Origin of the sequence: Sphingobium cloacae (genome assembly GCF_002355855.1) — a bacterium.
GTDB lineage: Bacteria > Pseudomonadota > Alphaproteobacteria > Sphingomonadales > Sphingomonadaceae > Sphingobium > Sphingobium cloacae.
On the sequence record NZ_AP017655.1, the window covers coordinates 2680170 to 2696784 of the forward strand.

Annotated in this window: 11 protein-coding genes and 1 pseudogene; 3 read left to right on the top strand and 9 right to left on the bottom strand. The window is 66.2% G+C overall.

Features of this window, described 5'->3' with window-relative positions; all coding sequences use genetic code 11:
* Positions 1-252: 252 nt before the first annotated feature.
* Together SCLO_RS13330 and SCLO_RS13335 are read left to right on the top strand one after the other, a co-directional pair.
* Positions 253-1536: an N-acetylmuramoyl-L-alanine amidase gene (locus SCLO_RS13330; RefSeq protein ID WP_066518850.1), complete on the top strand. Its 1284-nt coding sequence runs from the start codon at positions 253-255 to the stop codon at positions 1534-1536.
* A 54-nt stretch (positions 1537-1590) separates the two neighbouring features.
* Positions 1591-4143 carry a penicillin-binding protein 1A gene (locus tag SCLO_RS13335; RefSeq protein ID WP_066518837.1) on the top strand — a complete coding sequence of 851 codons (2553 nt, stop codon included), beginning with the start codon at positions 1591-1593 and terminating at the stop codon, positions 4141-4143.
* Between the two features lie 160 nt (positions 4144-4303).
* Here the strand turns inward: SCLO_RS13335 and SCLO_RS13340 are convergent, their stop codons facing one another.
* The 8 genes from SCLO_RS13340 to SCLO_RS13370 all read right to left on the bottom strand — a co-directional run bounded on the left by SCLO_RS13340 (position 4304) and on the right by SCLO_RS13370 (position 13028).
* Positions 4304-5827 (bottom strand): CpaF family protein, encoded by a 1524-nt coding sequence (locus SCLO_RS13340; protein ID WP_066518834.1) that lies wholly within the window; start codon positions 5825-5827, stop codon positions 4304-4306.
* A 424-nt stretch (positions 5828-6251) separates the two neighbouring features.
* Positions 6252-6506 carry an ATP synthase F1 subunit epsilon gene (locus SCLO_RS13345; RefSeq protein WP_066518827.1) on the bottom strand — a complete coding sequence of 85 codons (255 nt, stop codon included), beginning with the start codon at positions 6504-6506 and terminating at the stop codon, positions 6252-6254.
* 52 nt (positions 6507-6558) lie between these two features.
* On the bottom strand, positions 6559-8004 hold the full coding sequence (atpD, locus tag SCLO_RS13350) for a F0F1 ATP synthase subunit beta (protein WP_066518826.1): 1446 nt from the start codon (positions 8002-8004) through the stop codon (positions 6559-6561).
* A gap of 24 nt (positions 8005-8028) precedes the next feature.
* Positions 8029-8913, bottom strand: a complete 885-nt coding sequence (locus tag SCLO_RS13355) for a F0F1 ATP synthase subunit gamma (RefSeq protein WP_066518824.1) — start codon at positions 8911-8913, stop codon at positions 8029-8031.
* Position 8914: 1 nt separating this feature from the next.
* Positions 8915-9055, bottom strand: coding sequence for a putative quinol monooxygenase (locus SCLO_RS23650; RefSeq protein ID WP_197705101.1), 141 nt, complete (start codon positions 9053-9055; stop codon positions 8915-8917).
* Between the two features lie 150 nt (positions 9056-9205).
* The gene (gene atpA, locus SCLO_RS13360) at positions 9206-10735 is read right to left on the bottom strand and encodes a F0F1 ATP synthase subunit alpha (RefSeq protein ID WP_066518814.1); all 1530 of its coding nucleotides are present in this window, start codon (positions 10733-10735) and stop codon (positions 9206-9208) included.
* A 10-nt stretch (positions 10736-10745) separates the two neighbouring features.
* Positions 10746-11300, bottom strand: a complete 555-nt coding sequence (locus SCLO_RS13365; protein WP_066518847.1) for a F0F1 ATP synthase subunit delta — start codon at positions 11298-11300, stop codon at positions 10746-10748.
* A gap of 180 nt (positions 11301-11480) precedes the next feature.
* Positions 11481-13028, bottom strand: coding sequence for a S1C family serine protease (locus tag SCLO_RS13370; RefSeq protein ID WP_066518811.1), 1548 nt, complete (start codon positions 13026-13028; stop codon positions 11481-11483).
* A 313-nt stretch (positions 13029-13341) separates the two neighbouring features.
* Between SCLO_RS13370 and ada the strand changes: the two are divergent.
* Positions 13342-14407 (top strand): annotated as a pseudogene (ada, locus tag SCLO_RS13375) (bifunctional DNA-binding transcriptional regulator/O6-methylguanine-DNA methyltransferase Ada).
* 3 nt (positions 14408-14410) lie between these two features.
* Here the strand turns inward: ada and SCLO_RS13380 are convergent.
* The gene (locus tag SCLO_RS13380) at positions 14411-16582 is read right to left on the bottom strand and encodes a primosomal protein N' (protein WP_066518807.1); all 2172 of its coding nucleotides are present in this window, start codon (positions 16580-16582) and stop codon (positions 14411-14413) included.
* Positions 16583-16615: the final 33 nt, after the last annotated feature.

A 16615-nucleotide genomic window follows, 5' to 3' on the forward strand; every position in this document is an offset into this window, starting at 1 on the left:
GCGCCGATGGGTGCAAAAATGTCCCGAAGGGATGGACGCCATATGGCGCTCCTTTCGGGAATATGAATGGGTAGCAGCCAATGCGCCACTGGGCAACGGCTGCCGGAAATATTCTTGCTGTGGCAGATATTTCGGCTTCGTCACTAGCGCCATCATGCTGAAGAAGACGTTAACCGTCTCATTTTACGGTGGGACAAGGCATGATGCTTAATGACCGATTCAGCGTGGGGACGCGTTGGACGGATTATCGTCATGATATTTGGCTGGACGGCCAATGCGGCGGCGTTGCACAAGCGGCGCATGTTGCAGAGCCTTGCCCTGGCAAGCGCGATCCTCGCGCCGACCCCCGGTTTCGCGGGCGGCATCTCCGCCGTCGATGTGCAGGGCGACCGCGTCGTCGTGCGTTTCGACGATCGGGTGGAAGGCGCATCGGCCTTCCTGCTCGACGGGCCGCGCCGCCTCGCGCTCGACATCAGCGGGGCGCAGGCGGGACGCGGGCAATCCTTCGCGGGCGGCCATGCGGCGGTCGCCGCCGTGCGGCAGGGGCAGTTGAACGAAGCCACCGCCCGCGTCGTGCTCGATCTCACGATGCCCGCCACGCTCGACGATCCGCGGATCTCGCCGGACGGCAAATCGCTCAGCTTCTCGCTTCAGGGCCTGTCGGACAGCGCCTTCCGCACGGCGATGGGCCGGGGGCGGGTCCAGTTCGGCGCGCCTGCGAACATGAGCGCGCGGCCCCGCCAGCGCATCCACAGCATCACCGTGCCGATCCCGCCCGCCGCCAGGGGCGTGGCGCTGCCGCCGATCGAGGGGTCGCGCGACGGTTCGCGGCCGCTGGTGGTGATCGACGCGGGGCATGGCGGCCATGATCCGGGCGCGATCAACCCGCAGACGGGGAAGCGGGAGAAGGACGTGACGCTCGCCATCGCGCAGGCGATCCGCGACGAACTGGTGAAGGCGGGGCGGGTGCGGGTGGCGCTGACCCGCGACGATGATCGCTTCCTGGTGTTGCAGGAACGCTATGGCATCGCGCGCAAGCTGAACGCCGATCTCTTCATTTCCGTCCATGCCGATTCGGCGGAGAATGACACGGCGCGCGGGGCGACGGTCTATACCCTGTCCGAAACCGCCTCCGACCGCGAGGCCGCCCGCCTGGCCGCGCGGGAGAACAAGGCCGACATCATCAACGGCGTGAACCTGGGCGGGCAGAGCAGCGACGTGTCCTCGATCCTCATCGACCTGACGCAGCGCGAATCCATGAACATCTCATCGAACTTCGCGCGGTTGTTGCAGCGGGAGGCGTCGCCCTATGTGCCCTTCCGCAGCGCCTATCACCGCTTTGCCTCCCTCATGGTTTTGAAGGCGCCCGACACGCCGTCGGTATTGTTCGAGACGGGCTATATCAGCAATGCGGAGGACTCCGCCTTCCTCTCCTCGAAGGACGGGCAAAGCCGCATCGCCAAGGGGGTCGCCCGCGCCATCGAGGTACATTTCGCCCGCAAGCTCGCCCTGCGCGGCAGCGGGACAGGGGGTTAATCCGCCGATCGGTGCTGGCGTTGCGCGCATTTTGACCGTAGAGCCTGCTCCATCATGGAAGAGGCTCGCCCCGAAAACGCCGCACCGTCGTCCTTCGCCTATCGCCTGCGCCGGGAAGCGGGCGGCGCCAGGGACCGTTTCAGCCGGATCTGGCGCCCGCTCTGGGGCCGCCGCCTGTTTCGCTGGGGCGCGATCCTGCTCGGCGGCTTCCTGCTGGCGATATTCCTTTTCTGGCTGATCTTCGCGCGCGGGCTGCCTGACGCCGCGACCCTGCTGGAATATGAGCCGCCGCTGCCCACCATCGTGCGCGACATCAACGGCCAGCCGGTCCACAGCTATGCCCGCGAGCGGCGCGTGCAATTGCAATATAGCGATTATCCGCCGCTCCTCATCCGCGCCTATCTGGCCGCGGAGGACAAGACCTTCTTCGAGCATCATGGCGTCGACATCCCCGGCTTCGCGGGCGCGGTGATCGACTATGCGAGCAAGCTGGGCTCGGGCCAGCGCGCGCGGGGCGGCTCCACCATCACGCAGCAGGTGGCGAAGAACCTGCTGATCGGCGACGAATATTCGCCGACGCGCAAGGTGAAGGAGATGATCCTCGCCTATCGCATGGAAAATGTACTGTCGAAGCAGCAGATACTGGAACTCTACCTCAACCAGATATTCCTCGGCCGCAACGCCTATGGCGTGCAGGCGGCGTCCCGCGCCTATTTCGACAAGGACGTGGCGGACCTGACGCTGCCGGAAATGGCCTATCTGGCCATCCTGCCCAAGGGCCCCGCCAATTACCGCCCGGAAAGCCCGACCGGCCATGAACGCGCGCTGGACCGGCGCAACTGGGCGCTGGGCGAGATGCAGAATAATGGCTGGATCACCGCAGTGCAGCGCGACGCCGCCCGCGCCGCGCCGCTGGGCACCGTCGCATCGCGCGGGACCAGTTTCGAGGATCGCACGGGCGGCTATTATATGGAGGAGATCCGCCGCCGCCTGATCCAGCAATTCGGCGAGAAGGCGGAGGACGGCCCCAACAGCGTCTATGCGGGCGGCTTGTGGGTCCGCAGTCCTTATGATCCGGTGATCCAGGAAAGCACGACGACAGCGCTGCGCAACGGGCTGTTGCGCTTCGACGCGGGCAAGGGCTGGTCCGGGCCGGTGGGCGAGATCAAGGTCGAGAATGGCTGGGAACGCGAACTCGCGGCCAGCTATATTGGCGTGGATTATGAAGGCTGGCGCGTCGCGGTCGTCATCAGCCGCTCCGCTTCGTCCGCCCAGATCGGTTTCGCCGACGGCACGACCGGCACTCTGCCCGCTGGCATGGCGCAGCTTCCCTATCGCAAGTCGGGCGGTCCGGCCTTTTCCGCGATGAAGCCCGGCGACCTCATCGTCGTGGCGCGCAACGGGTCGGACTGGGCGTTGCGCAACGTGCCCGAAGTGTCGGGCGGCATGGTGGTCGAGGAAGTCCGTTCCGGCCGCATCCGCGCCTTGCAGGGCGGGTTCGATTCCCGCCTTTCCTCCTATAACCGCGCGACGCAGGCGATGCGGCAGCCGGGGTCGACCATCAAGCCCTTCGTCTATGCCGCCGCGCTCGACGGCGGCATGACGCCTGCCTCGATCATCGTGGATGGCCCCTTGTGCGTCTATCAGGGCGCGGGGCTGGGGCAGAAATGCTTCCGCAACTTCTCGGGCGGCAGCGCCGGGCCGCAGACGATGCGCTGGGGCGTCGAGCAGTCGCGCAACCTGATGACCGTGCGCGCCGCCAGCCAGACCGGCATGGACCGCGTCGTCCGCACCATCAAGGCGATGGGGATCGGCGACTATCAGCCTTATCTTTCCTTCGCGCTGGGCGCGGGCGAAACCACGGTCGAGCGGATGGTGAACGCCTATGCGATGCTCGCCAATCATGGCCGGCAACTCGCGCCCAAGGTCATGGACTATGTGCAGGACCGGCGCGGCAAGGTGATCTGGCCGGTGCGCTGGCGGCCTTGCGACGGGTGCAACATGCCCGGTTGGGACGGCAAGCCGATGCCGCGCTTCGGCTTTGAAGGGAAGCAGGTCATGAACCCCATGACCGCCTATCAGGTCGTGCATATCGCCGAGGGCGTGATCCAGCGCGGCACCGCCACGGTCCTGCGCGACCTGAACAGGCCCCTGTTCGGCAAGACGGGCACCACCAACGGGCCGACGAACGTGTGGTTCGTGGGCGGGTCGCCGGACCTGGTCGCGGGCGTCTATCTGGGTTACGACCAGCCGCGCAGCCTGGGCGGCTGGGCGCAGGGCGGGCGTGTCGCCGCGCCGATCTGGAAGGCCGCGATGGCCCCGATATTGGAGAAGATGCCCAAGACGCCGTTCGTCGCGCCCGCGGGCGTCCGCATGGTCACAATCGACCGCCGTTCGGGCAAGCGCATCTACGGCGCATGGCCGACCGACGATCCCAAGGCGTCGGTGATCTGGGAAGCGTTCAAGCCCGAATCCGAACCGCGCCGCTCGATCCGCAAGGAGGAGGTGGAAGCGCAGGACAAGGCGGCGGCGGCAGGCGCGGCATCGGGTGCGCGCCGCCAGCGCACGGATGCCGACTTCCTGTCGGATCAGGGCGGGATTTATTGAGGGATCGGAGTGGGGAGTGGACGCCGTTCGCCCTGAGCGAAGTCGAAGGGTCCTGCCGACCGTAGGAAGGCCACTTCGCTCCGCTTAATGGAGGGCCTTCGACTTCGCTCAGCCCGAAGGGACGAGTGAGTGTCCAACAATTGCCCGAAACCCGCCCCCCTTAAAGACAGGCTTCCAGGAACGGCTGGTCGAACCCGAATTGCCGCGCCTTGTCCAGCGTATAGGGACGCAGGCCCATGGAGCGATATTCGCCCACGATCTTCCCGCTGTCGTCCTCGTCATGATATTCGAACTTGAACAGTTCCTGCGTGACGATGACGTCGCCTTCCATGCCGATCACCTCGGTCACGTTGGTGACGCGGCGCGAACCGTCGCGCAGGCGCTTCACCTGCACGATCAGGTCGACCGAATCGGCGATCTGCTTGGAAATGGCTTCCTTCGGGATCTTGATGTCGCCCATCAGGATCATGTTCTCCATGCGGCCCAGGCACTCGCGCGGGCTGTTGGAGTGGAGCGTACACATGGAGCCGTCATGGCCCGTGTTCATCGCGGCCAGCAGGTCGAAACATTCCGCGCCGCGGATTTCGCCCAGAATGATGCGGTCCGGCCGCATGCGCAGGGCGTTCTTGACGAGATCGCCGATGCTGATCGCGCCCTGCCCTTCCAGATTGGGCGGACGGGTTTCCAGCGGCAACCAGTGCGGCTGCTGCAAGCGCAATTCCGCCGCGTCCTCGATGGTCAGCACGCGCTCGCCCGGATCGATCATCTTCGACAGGGCGTTGAGCATCGTCGTCTTGCCCGAACCGGTGCCGCCCGAAATCACGATGTTGAACCGGCACGCCCCCGCGATCTTGAGCGCGGTCGCCATCTTGGGACTCATCGCCCCCCATTGGGCGAGCATGTCGATGGTGATCGGCTTGGCGGAGAATTTACGGATCGAGATGGCCGTGCCGCGCAGCGAGAGCGGCGGCACGATCACGTTGACGCGCGACCCGTCAGGCAGGCGGGCGTCGGCCAGCGGCGTGGTCTGGTCGACGCGGCGGCCGACCTTGTTGACGATGCGCTGCGCGATCTGGAACAGATGCTCTTCGTCGCGGAACTTGATCGGCGCGATCTGGAGCTTGCCCTTCTTTTCGATATAGGTCTGGTCGGGGCCGTTCACCATGATGTCGCTGACATCGGGATCGGCCAGCAACTCTTCCAGCGGTCCCAGGCCCAGCAGTTCGTCCACCAGCACCTTTTCCAGCGCGAACTGCTCGCGCCGGTTGAGCGTCAGCTTCAGTTCCGCCAGCACTTCCATGATGATCGGGCGGAATTCCTCCGCCAGTTCATCCTTGGTGAGCGTCGCGGCGGCTTCCGGATCGACTCGCTCCAGCAGGCGGGGAAGCACCTGCTCCTTGATCTTGTGCACCGACGCTTCGAAACCCGTCGGCCCGGCGTCGGGCGCATGCTCCAGGTTCGCGCGGTCCGCCAGCCGCTGCATCGCGTCGGCGTTGCGCTGCATCTGGCTGGTGGGCGCGGACAGCGGATCGATCGGGCTCTCGCCCGGCAGCGCGGCCGCTTCGAGGGGCGGGAACTGATCGCCGCCCCGCGCTTCCTCGCGTGCCGGGGCATGCATGGGCCGGGCGACGCCGAAACCCGGCTTGATCCCGGCTGGTCCGTTTTTCCGTCCAAATGCGCTCATGACTCTCCGCCGCAAATTGCGTGTTCAGGCTGGCCTCGCACGGCAAGACCAACCGGATATGGCTGGAAAAGGTGAATAAGGCGGAAACTTTGACAAATGGCTAATGCCGCCCGAGGCAAGGTTTGGGCGGCGGATCGGGCCGGCAGACTATCCCGGCTGACCCTTCGCATGAGGGCACAGCTCGGCCTGACTCCGCATCTTTCCGCAGGGGATCGGTTCGTTTTGATGTCGGACGGTCTGCTTTCCCACCCCCGTTCGCCCTGAGGTGGACTCAGGGGGGCACATCCGTTCATGGCTGAAACCCGCCTTCGAAAGCCAAGCCTTGCAATTGGCACAACCCCAAAGGAAAACCCCGCGCCGGAAGGGCGCGGGGTTTATTCCATATCCATGCCGATCCAGGGACCGGACCGGCTAAACGCCGGCGTCAGCCCGCATGTTCGGCAAGAACGGTCAGGCCCTTCTCATTCACTTCGGCAAAGCCGCCCCGCACCGGGATGACTTCCGGCGCGGCGCCGGACGACGCGAAGATCTGGATCGCGCCGTCGCGGACGGTCGACATGAAGGGCGCATGGCCCTCCAGCACGCCGAAGTCGCCATCGGTGCCGGGCACCACGACCTGCCAGACATCCTCCGAACGGACGAGCTTTTCCGGGGTCACGAGTTCGAAATGCAGTGCCATTGTCTTTATCCCTGACCCCTCCCGTTGCGGGGGAGGGGCTGTAAACGTGCGATCAGGCGGCTTCGGCGGCCAGCTTCTTGGCCTTCTCGACCACTTCGTCGATGCCGCCGACCATGTAGAAGGCCGCTTCGGGCAGATGGTCATATTCGCCTTCGACCACCGCCTTGAACGACTTCACCGTGTCCTCGATCTGGACGAACTTACCCGAAATGCCGGTGAACACTTCCGCGACGTGGAAGGGCTGCGACAGGAAGCGCTGGATCTTGCGCGCGCGGGCGACGGTCAGCTTGTCCTCTTCGGACAGCTCGTCCATGCCCAGAATGGCGATGATGTCCTGAAGCGACTTGTACTTCTGGAGGATCGCCTGCACCGCGCGGGCGGTGTCGTAATGTTCCTGACCCACGACGCGCGGCTCCAGCACGCGGCTGGTCGAATCGAGCGGATCGACCGCCGGATAGATGCCGAGTTCGGAAATGGCGCGGTTGAGAACGGTCGTGGCATCAAGGTGCGCGAACGAGGTCGCCGGCGCCGGGTCGGTCAAGTCGTCCGCGGGGACGTAGACGGCCTGCACCGAGGTGATCGATCCCTTGTTGGTCGATGTGATGCGTTCCTGAAGCTGGCCCATGTCGGTCGCCAGCGTCGGCTGATAGCCCACCGCCGAAGGAATACGGCCCAGCAGCGCCGACACTTCCGCGCCCGCCTGCGTGAAGCGGAAGATGTTGTCGACAAAGAACAGCACGTCCTGCCCTTCCTGATCGCGGAAATATTCCGCGATGGTGAGGCCGGAGAGGGCGACGCGCGCGCGGGCGCCCGGCGGCTCGTTCATCTGGCCGTAGACCAGCGCCACCTTGGAGCCTTCGGAGATCGCATTGCCCTCGGCATCCTTGGCGATAACACCCGCGTCGAGGAATTCGTGATAGAGGTCGTTGCCCTCGCGGGTCCGCTCACCCACGCCCGCGAAGACGGAGGTGCCGCCATGGCCCTTGGCGATGTTGTTGATGAGTTCCTGGATGAGCACGGTCTTTCCCACGCCCGCGCCGCCGAACAGGCCGATCTTGCCGCCTTTCGCGTAAGGGGCGAGAAGGTCGATGACCTTGATGCCGGTCACCAGGATCGACGCGTCGGTCGACTGGTCCACGAATTCCGGCGCCTTGGCGTGGATCGGGGCGGTCAGGGTGGTGGCGACCGGGCCGCGCTCGTCGATCGGCTCGCCGACGACGTTCAGGATGCGGCCGAGCGTGGCGGGACCGACGGGAACGCTGATCTGCGCGCCGGTGTCGGTCACTTCCTGCCCGCGGGTCAGACCTTCGGTCGAGTCCATCGCGATGGTGCGGACGGTGTTCTCGCCCAGATGCTGCGCGACTTCCAGCACGAGCCGCTGGCCGTTGTTGCTGGTTTCCAGCGCCGAGAGAATGGACGGAAGGGCATCGGGGAAGGTCACGTCGACGACAGCGCCGATGACCTGCGAGATGCGGCCTACATTGTTGGTGGTTGCCATGACTGCTTCCTTGCCTGCGTGATCTTAAAGGGCTTCCGCGCCCGAGATGATTTCGACGAGTTCGGTGGTGATCGCGGCCTGACGGCTGCGGTTGTACTGGATCGTCAGCTTGTTGATGAGGTCGCCGGCGTTGCGGGTCGCATTGTCCATGGCGGTCATCGACGCGCCCTGTTCGGACGCGTTATTCTCCAGCAGCGCCTTGAAGATCTGCACCGTGATGTTGCGCGGCAACAGGTCGTCGAGGATCGCTTCCTCGCTCGGTTCATATTCCACCGTCGCGGCGATGGCGTTGCGGTCGGCGTCGGCCGGAATCTTCACCGGGATGATCTGCTGTTCGGTTGGGATCTGCGCCAGCGCCGACTTGAACTGCGAGTAGAAAAGGTGCGCGACGTCGAACTTGCCGTTCAGATACATGTCGGTCAGTTCCTGCGCGATCTGCGCCGCCTGGTCGAAACCGGGCTCCTTCACCGTGGTGGTGTCGAACTGCGCCACGATCTTGCCGGGGAAGGTGCGGTTGATGACCGGACGGCCCTTGCGGCCGATCAGGTAGAATTGCACCTGCTTGCCGTCGAGCAGCAATTCGCGCGCCTTGGCGAGCGCGGCCTTGACGATATTGGCGTTGAACGCGCCCGCAAGGCCACGGTCGGAGTTGGCGACGACCAGCAGATGCACCTCGTCCTTGCCGGTGCCCGCCAGCAGCGGGGAAGCGCCTTCGCCCGAACCACCCGCGATCTTGCTGGCGAGCGATGCGACGACCGCTTCCAGGCGCTGGCTGTAGGGGCGAGCGGCTTCGGCCGCGGCCTGCGCCTTGCGCAGCTTCGCGGCGGCGACCATCTGCTTCGCCTTGGTGATCTTCTGGGTCGACTTCACCGACCCGATGCGGAGCTTCAGTTCCTTGAGGCTTGCCATCTTATTCCAGTCCGTTCCCAAGCTCGGTAAGCTTGACGGGCTTTGCCAGCCAGTCTTCGTAGCTCTTGAAAACCGCGCGGGTGTAAGGCTGCGCGTGATGAAAGTCGAACGCGGCCTGATCGGCCCAACGCTCGTAGATCATGATACTCGACCTATCGGCCATGGGGGTGCGGATCGAAACGCTCGCACCCTTGTTCGGCCCGTGTCGCGGAAACGATGGCCGCCACCGCCCGACATGCTTCATCGAAACAGTCGGGCTTCAGCGTGATTTCCGCGAGATAGGTCAACGGCATCAGGCGAAGGTCTTGCCGAACGCGTCGAGCGCCGCGACGAGCTTGCCCTTCGCGCCGTCGCCCAGATCCTTGCTGTCGCGGATTTCCGCGAGGATTTCCGGGTGATCGTGACGCAGATAGGCCAGCATCAGTTCTTCGTAACGGGTCACGTCGCCGACCGGGATCGCGTCCAGATAGCCGTTGGTGCCCGCGAAGATCGACGCGGTCTGCTCCTCGAAGGGCAGGGGCGAGAATTGCGGCTGCTTGAGCAGTTCAGTGAGGCGCGCGCCACGGTTCAGCAGCTTCTGCGTCGACGCGTCAAGGTCCGAACCGAACTGGGCGAAGGCCGCCATTTCGCGATACTGCGCCAGCTCCAGCTTGATCGAGCCGGACACCTTCTTCATCGCCTTGGTCTGCGCGGACGAGCCGACGCGCGACACCGACAGGCCGACGTTGATGGCCGGACGGATGCCCTGATAGAAGAGGTTGGTTTCAAGGAAGATCTGGCCGTCGGTGATGGAGATCACGTTGGTCGGGATGTAGGCCGACACGTCGCCCGCCTGCGTCTCGATGATCGGCAGAGCCGTCAGCGATCCGTTGCCGTTGGCGTCGTTCATCTTCGCCGCGCGCTCCAGCAGGCGGCTGTGGAGATAGAAAACGTCGCCGGGATAGGCTTCGCGGCCCGGAGGACGGCGCAGCAGCAGCGACATCTGGCGATAGGCGACGGCCTGCTTGGAAAGATCGTCATAGACGATGACCGCGTGCATGCCGTTGTCGCGGAAGAACTCGCCCATGGTGACGCCGGTGTAAGGCGCCAGATACTGGAGCGGAGCCGGTTCCGAAGCGGTCGCGGCGACGACGATGGAATATTCCATCGCGCCGTTTTCCTCGAGCTGCTTCACGATCTGCGCGACGGTCGAACGCTTCTGGCCGACGGCGACATAGATGCAGTAGAGCTTCTTGCCCTCGTCATCGCCCGCATTGACGCCCTTCTGGTTGATGAAGGTGTCGATGGCGACGGCGGTCTTGCCGGTCTGGCGGTCGCCGATGATCAGCTCGCGCTGGCCGCGGCCCACGGGGACCAGGGCGTCGATGGCCTTGAGGCCGGTCTGCACGGGCTCGTGCACCGACTTGCGGGGGATGATGCCCGGCGCCTTCACTTCCACGCGCTTGCGCTCGGTATATTCGATCGGACCCTTGCCGTCGATGGGATTGCCCAGGCCGTCCACGACGCGGCCCAGCAAGCCCTTGCCCACCGGAACGTCGACGATGGTGCCGGTGCGCTTGACGGTGTCGCCTTCCTTGATCTCGGCGTCCGAGCCGAAGATCACGACGCCGACATTGTCGGCTTCCAGGTTCAGCGCCATGCCCTGCACGCCATTGGCGAACTCGACCATTTCGCCCGCCTGGACATTGTCGAGGCCATGGACGCGGGCGATGCCGTCACCCACGGTCAGCACGGAGCCGACTTCGCTCACCTGCGCTTCGGTGCCGAAATTGGCGATCTGGTCCTTGATGACCTTCGAGATTTCTGCGGCGTTGATATCCATGTTCAGCCTTTCAGCCTTTCATCGCGTGGGCGAGACTATTCAAACGGGTGCGGATGGAGGAATCGATCATCTGGCTGCCGATCCTGACGACCAGCCCGCCGAGGATCGCGGGATCGACCTTTGCATCGACCGCCACGTCGCGGCCGACACGCGCCTTGAGGCTCTTGCTCAGGGCGGTGATCTGGGTCTTGGTGAGCGCATGGGCGCTCGTCACTTCGGCGCGGACCTCGCCCTTGTGATTCGACAGCAGCGCCTCATAGGCGCGGATGATCGCGGGAAGCTGCGACAGGCGGCGGTTTTCGGCCAGCACGCCCAGGAATTTGGCGGTGAGCGGATCGGTGCCCATCGAAGCGGCCACGGCGGCGATCGCCTTGCCCGCCGCATCGCGACTCAGGACGGGGCTGTTGATCAGCCCCTTGAAATCCGCCGATTCCGCCATCGCGGCCTTGATTGCAGCAAGGCTCTCGGCAACGGTGTCGAGCGTCTTGCCGTCGCGGGCCAGATCGAACAGCGCCACCGCATAGCGGCCGCTGAGGCTAGCCTGAATACCGCCGGTAGTCTCCACGCGCTTACCGTCCTCCAATCCATATGCCGGTCATGCAAAGAAAGGGGAGCAGGCCTGCCCGTTCCCCTGTTGCCGGGCCGGTTAGCAGCGGGATTATGATGATGCAAGCCATGGCGCGTGATTCATTCGCCTGGGGCAAGGCCCGGCCCCGCGCCCGCGTTCGCGCAAACTGGCCAAGGTTCAATTTTGCGGATCGGCGGGGGTCAGGCGGCCCTTCTGGCAGCGATAGACCAGCCGTTCATTGGGCTGGGCGGGCAAAAGGGCGGAAAGGTCGGAACGCAGCGTCGCGACCTGCGCCAGCCGGCCGGAATCGCCGCCGCAGCCCTTGACCGGCTTGTCCTTCACCAGCGCGCGCGCCTTGTCCATCACGTCGAGGTCGGGCAGCCAGCGCTGGATTCGCAATTGCCCCGTCGCCGGATCGAATTCGCTGACGGTGACGAAATTGCCTTCGCCGGGGATCACGGCGCGCTGCCATTTCGTGCCGGAGGAGACATATTGCGTCTGCCCGTCGACGCAGCCCCCCTCCGCCCAGTGGAACGGAATGTCGTTCGCCTGCGACACGGTGAGGCGGCTGCGGTTGAGGTCGATGCGGCAGATATTGTCGCCCGCCCAGGCGAACGCCTTGTTGCCGGTCGCCTTGCCGTCGTCGGGCAGGACGATGCGTTCGTCGATGCTGGAGAAGCTGGGCTTGAGGAAGAACAGGCCCAGCGCCCCGAACAAGGCGACGCCGCCGCCCGCCAGCCACCATGTCGCCCGCTTCTCCCGCTTCTGCGTATAGAAGAGGCCGCCCGCGCCCAGGCACAGCACCGCAATGGCGAGCAGCACCGCCGCGCCCGCCATGGCGTTTTCGCGGGCGGAGATCACGCTGCGCTCGGCATCGTCGCGGGCCTTTGCCATCGCGGCCTCCTGCGCGTCGGCCTCCGCGCGTTCGCTTTGCTCGCTCGCCTGCGCCTCGCGCTGGGTGATGGTCGCTTCGGCGGCGTCCGCCTCGGCCATGGAGCGGCAGGGGACGACCGTGTGCAGCGACGACACGCCCGCCTGCCGCAGGAAGGAGGCGACCTCCCGCCACGACACCGCAAAGCCGAACTCCGCGTCATGGCCGTCCGACACCGATCCGAAGCTGTTGACGCCCAGCACCCGCCCGCAATCGTCCACCAGCGGCCCGCCGCTGTTCCCGGCGGCGAGCGGCGCGGTGTGGAGGATCGTGTCGAAGCTCTGCGTCGAACGGCCCGAAGACACATTGCCGCTGGTCTTCACCGTGCCCAGCGGCTCCACCATCTGCTTGAGGCCAAGACCCTGCGCCCGGTCCACATTGCCGGGATAGCCGATCGCCGTCACATGCTGCCCGTCGCCGACCGCCCCTGCATAGAAGGTGCTGACCGGCAGGCGGCCTTCCTCCAGCTGGATCAGCGCCAGATCGTTGCCCGGCGAATAGGCGATGACGCGCCCGCCATAGGTCTTGGTCCCTTCCGACGGGATCACGCCGATGACGAGATTCTTCTCCTCGCGCGTCAGTTCGACCACATGGGCGTTGGTCACCACCTTGTCCGGCGCGACCGCGAAGCCGCTGCCATGGCCGACGAAATAAGCGTCGCTGCCGTCCGTCGCGACCAGCACGACGCGCACCACCCCGCGCGCGGCGGCGGCGATGTCCTGCTGTTCCGCCCGCGCCCCGGCGGGCGCGGCGAGCAGGAGGATCAGGCAGAGGCGGCGGAGCAAAGCGACCATAGTGGGGCGCATACATATGCGAAGGCCGCTTTTAGGCAATCGGGAAAGTTGCGGAAAGTCGGAATGGATGGATGGCGGACCTTTTATCCCTCGCCCCATGGGGGGAGAGGGTCGCGAAGACTTGGGCAGCTTGCCGCCTTAGTCGTAGCTGGGTGAGGGGGGCCACCTTCGTGATAGCGTGGAATCTGGTCTCCTGCCCTCCCGGCCAAAACCCGCCAGCGGCCCCGTCATTAGCCCGCGCAAAAAGATTCATGCCCCTTTTGACAGCAAGCGGCGGGAAGCGTGGCGATTCTCCGTCAGCTATCCCATATGCATGAACCAGATGACTCGCCCCCCGACCCGCCGCATCGACGATGCCCGATCCCGAAGCCTGCTGGGATGCCTTCGCGCGCCGCGACCGGGCGATGGACGGCCGCTTCGTCGGCGCGGTCCTGACCACCGGCATCTATTGCAAGCCCAGTTGCCCGGCGCGGCGCCCCCGGCGGGAGAATATGCTGTTCCTCCCCGATCCGGCGGCGGCGCGGGCGGCGGGCTTCCGCGCCTGCCTGCGCTGCCGCCCCGACGAAGCGGGGCGCGACCGGCTGGCGGTGGAAGCGGCCAGGGCGCTGATCGCGGGAGCCGAAACGCCGCCCACGCTGGATGAGGTGGCCACCCATGCGGGCTATGCCCCGCATCATTTCCACCGCCTGTTCAAGCGGGAGACAGGCATGACCCCCGCCGCCTATGCCCGCGCCCTGCGCGCCGAGCGGCTGAAGGCGGCTCTGGGAGAGGAGGGAAGCAGCGTGACCCAGGCGATCTATGAAGCGGGCTACAACGCCCCCAGCCGAGCCTATGCCGATGCGGAGCGCCATCTGGGCATGACGCCCAGCGCCTGGAAGGACGGCGGCCGGGATGTCGAGATTCGCTACGCCCTCGTCCCCACCAGCCTCGGGACGGCGTTGGTCGCCGCCACGGAAAAGGGCCTGTGCCGCATCAGCTTCGACGAGGACGAGGCCGACCTGCGCCGCCGCTTCCCCCATGCGCAGATATGGCCCGCTGACGCCCGACTCGCGGCCATGGCGAAGCAGGTCGCGGCTCTGGTCGACGATCCGGCGGCGGGCGCGGACCTGCCTGTCGACGTGAACGGCACCGCCTTCCAGCAGGCGATCTGGGCAGCGCTCCGCGCCATCCCGCCCGGCGAGACGCGCAGCTATGCTGAAATCGCGGCCGCCATCGGCAAGCCGGGCGCGGTGCGCGCGGCGGGGACGGCCTGCGGCGACAATGGTCTCGCCGTGCTGGTCCCCTGCCACCGCGTCCTGCGGAGCGACGGCGGCATGGGCGGCTATGCCTATGGGCTGGAGCGCAAGCGCGCGCTGCTGGCACGGGAGAAGAAGGGCTGAAGCTCACATGAAGCTGTAGGGATCGACATCCACCGCGACCCGCGTGCCCGATTTCCATGCGATGTTGCCCAGCCACTCGCGGATCGCGTCCTGCACGTCCACCTGCCGCGTCGCATGGACCAGCAGCCGATGCCGGTGCCGTCCGCGCAGCACGGACAGCGGCGCGGGCGCGGGGCCATAGACGCGCATCCCCTCGATCAGCGGCGCGGACTTGCCGATCAGGCGCGCGACCTGCGCGGCTTCGTCGGCATCCTCGCTCGACACGATGATCGCGGCGAAGCGGCCGAAGGGCGGGGCGTTGGCGTGGCGGCGATTCTCCGTCTCCACCATGTAGAAACGCTCGGCATCGCCCGCGATCAGCGCCTTGATGACCTCCGCCTCCGGCATCCGCGTCTGGATGAAGACGCGCCCCGGCTTGGCCCCGCGCCCCGCGCGCCCCGCCACCTGCACGATCTGCTGGAAGGTCCGCTCCGACGCGCGCAAATCGCCGCCCTCCAGCCCCAGATCGGCGTCGATCACGCCCACCAGCGTCAGGTTCGGGAAATGATAGCCCTTGGTCACAAGCTGCGTGCCGATGATGATGTCGACCGCGCCCGCCTCCACCGACTTCACGAACTCCGCGACCTTGGCGGGCGACCAGAGCGTATCCGACGTCACGATGGCCGTGCGCGCCTGCGGCCAGAGCGCCTTCACCTCGTCCGCGATGCGCTCCACGCCGGGACCGCAGGCGACGAGGCTGTCCTCCTCCTTGCACTCCGGGCAGAAGCGGGGGGAAGGGATCACATGCCCGCAATGATGGCAGGCCAGCCGCCGCGTCAGCCGATGCTCGACCATCCACGCCGTGCAATTGGGGCACTGGAACCGATAGCCGCAATGACGGCACAAGGTCAGCGGCGCATAGCCCCGCCGGTTGAGGAAGAGCAGGCTCTGGTCGCCCTTCTCCATATTCTCGTCGATGGCGCGCACCAGCGGCGGCGCGATCCAGCGCCCGCGCTCCGGCGGATCGGTGAGCAGGTTGATGCCTTCGATCTCCGGCATCTCTGCCCCGCCATAACGCCCCGGCAATTTGATCTCGCGATAGCGCCCCAGTTCCACCTGATGCCGCGTCTCGATGGCCGGGGTCGCGGAGGCCAGCACGACCGGAAACTTCTCTATGAGACCGCGCATCACCGCCACGTCGCGGGCATGATAATGGACGCCATCCTCCTGCTTGAAGCTCGCCTCATGCGCCTCGTCCACGACGATGAGGCCAAGGTTCGGATAGGGCAGGAACAGCGCCGACCGCGCGCCCACCACCACCCGCGCCTCGCCCGCCGCGATGGCGCGCCAGGCCCGCCGCCGCTCGCTCTGGCGCAAGCCGCTATGCCAGTTGACCGGCACCGTCCCGAACCGCTTCTCGAACCGCTCCAGAAATGGCTCGGTCAGCGCAATTTCCGGCAGCAGCACCAGCACCTGCCGTCCCTCGCGGATGGCGGCGGCGATGGCTTCGAAATAGACTTCCGTCTTGCCCGATCCGGTGACGCCATCCAGCAGGAAGGGCGCGAAGTCGCGGGCATGGACTGCCTCGACGAAACTATCGGCCGCCGCCCGCTGCTCCTCCGACAGGGCAGGCGGCGCATGATCGGGATCGGGTTTGGGAAAGGGCGTGTCGACGCTCACCTCCACCGCCTCGAACGCGCCCGCCTTGACGAGGCCTCGGATCACCGCGTCGCTCACCCCGCCGATCATCGCCAGTTCGCGGATCAGCCCCTGCCGCTCGCCGATCCGCTCCATCGCTTGGCTACGCTGCTCGGTCATGCGGTCGGGCAGATCGCCGGTCGCCCGATATTCGATCACCGTGCGCGCGCCCTCCAGCGCCGCCATCGACGCCAGCGTCATCCGCAGCACGGCGGCGGGCGGGGCGAGATAATAGTCCGCCGTCCACTCGATCAGCCGCCGCACCGCCTCCGGCACCGGCGGCGCATCGACCGGCGCGATCAGGTTGCGCAGCCGATTGTCGCCCACGCTCTCCACATCGGGAAAGGCGTCCTCGTCCCACACCACGCCCACGATCTGGCGCGGTCCCAGCGGCGCGACGACGATGCTGCCGGGCTTTGCGTTCATCCCGTGCGGCACCCGATAGTCGAGCGGCCCCAGGGCGGCATTCAGCAACAGGACACGGGCGCGCGAACTCATGGGCAGTCCCTACCGCGCAAGGGGAGGGGACGC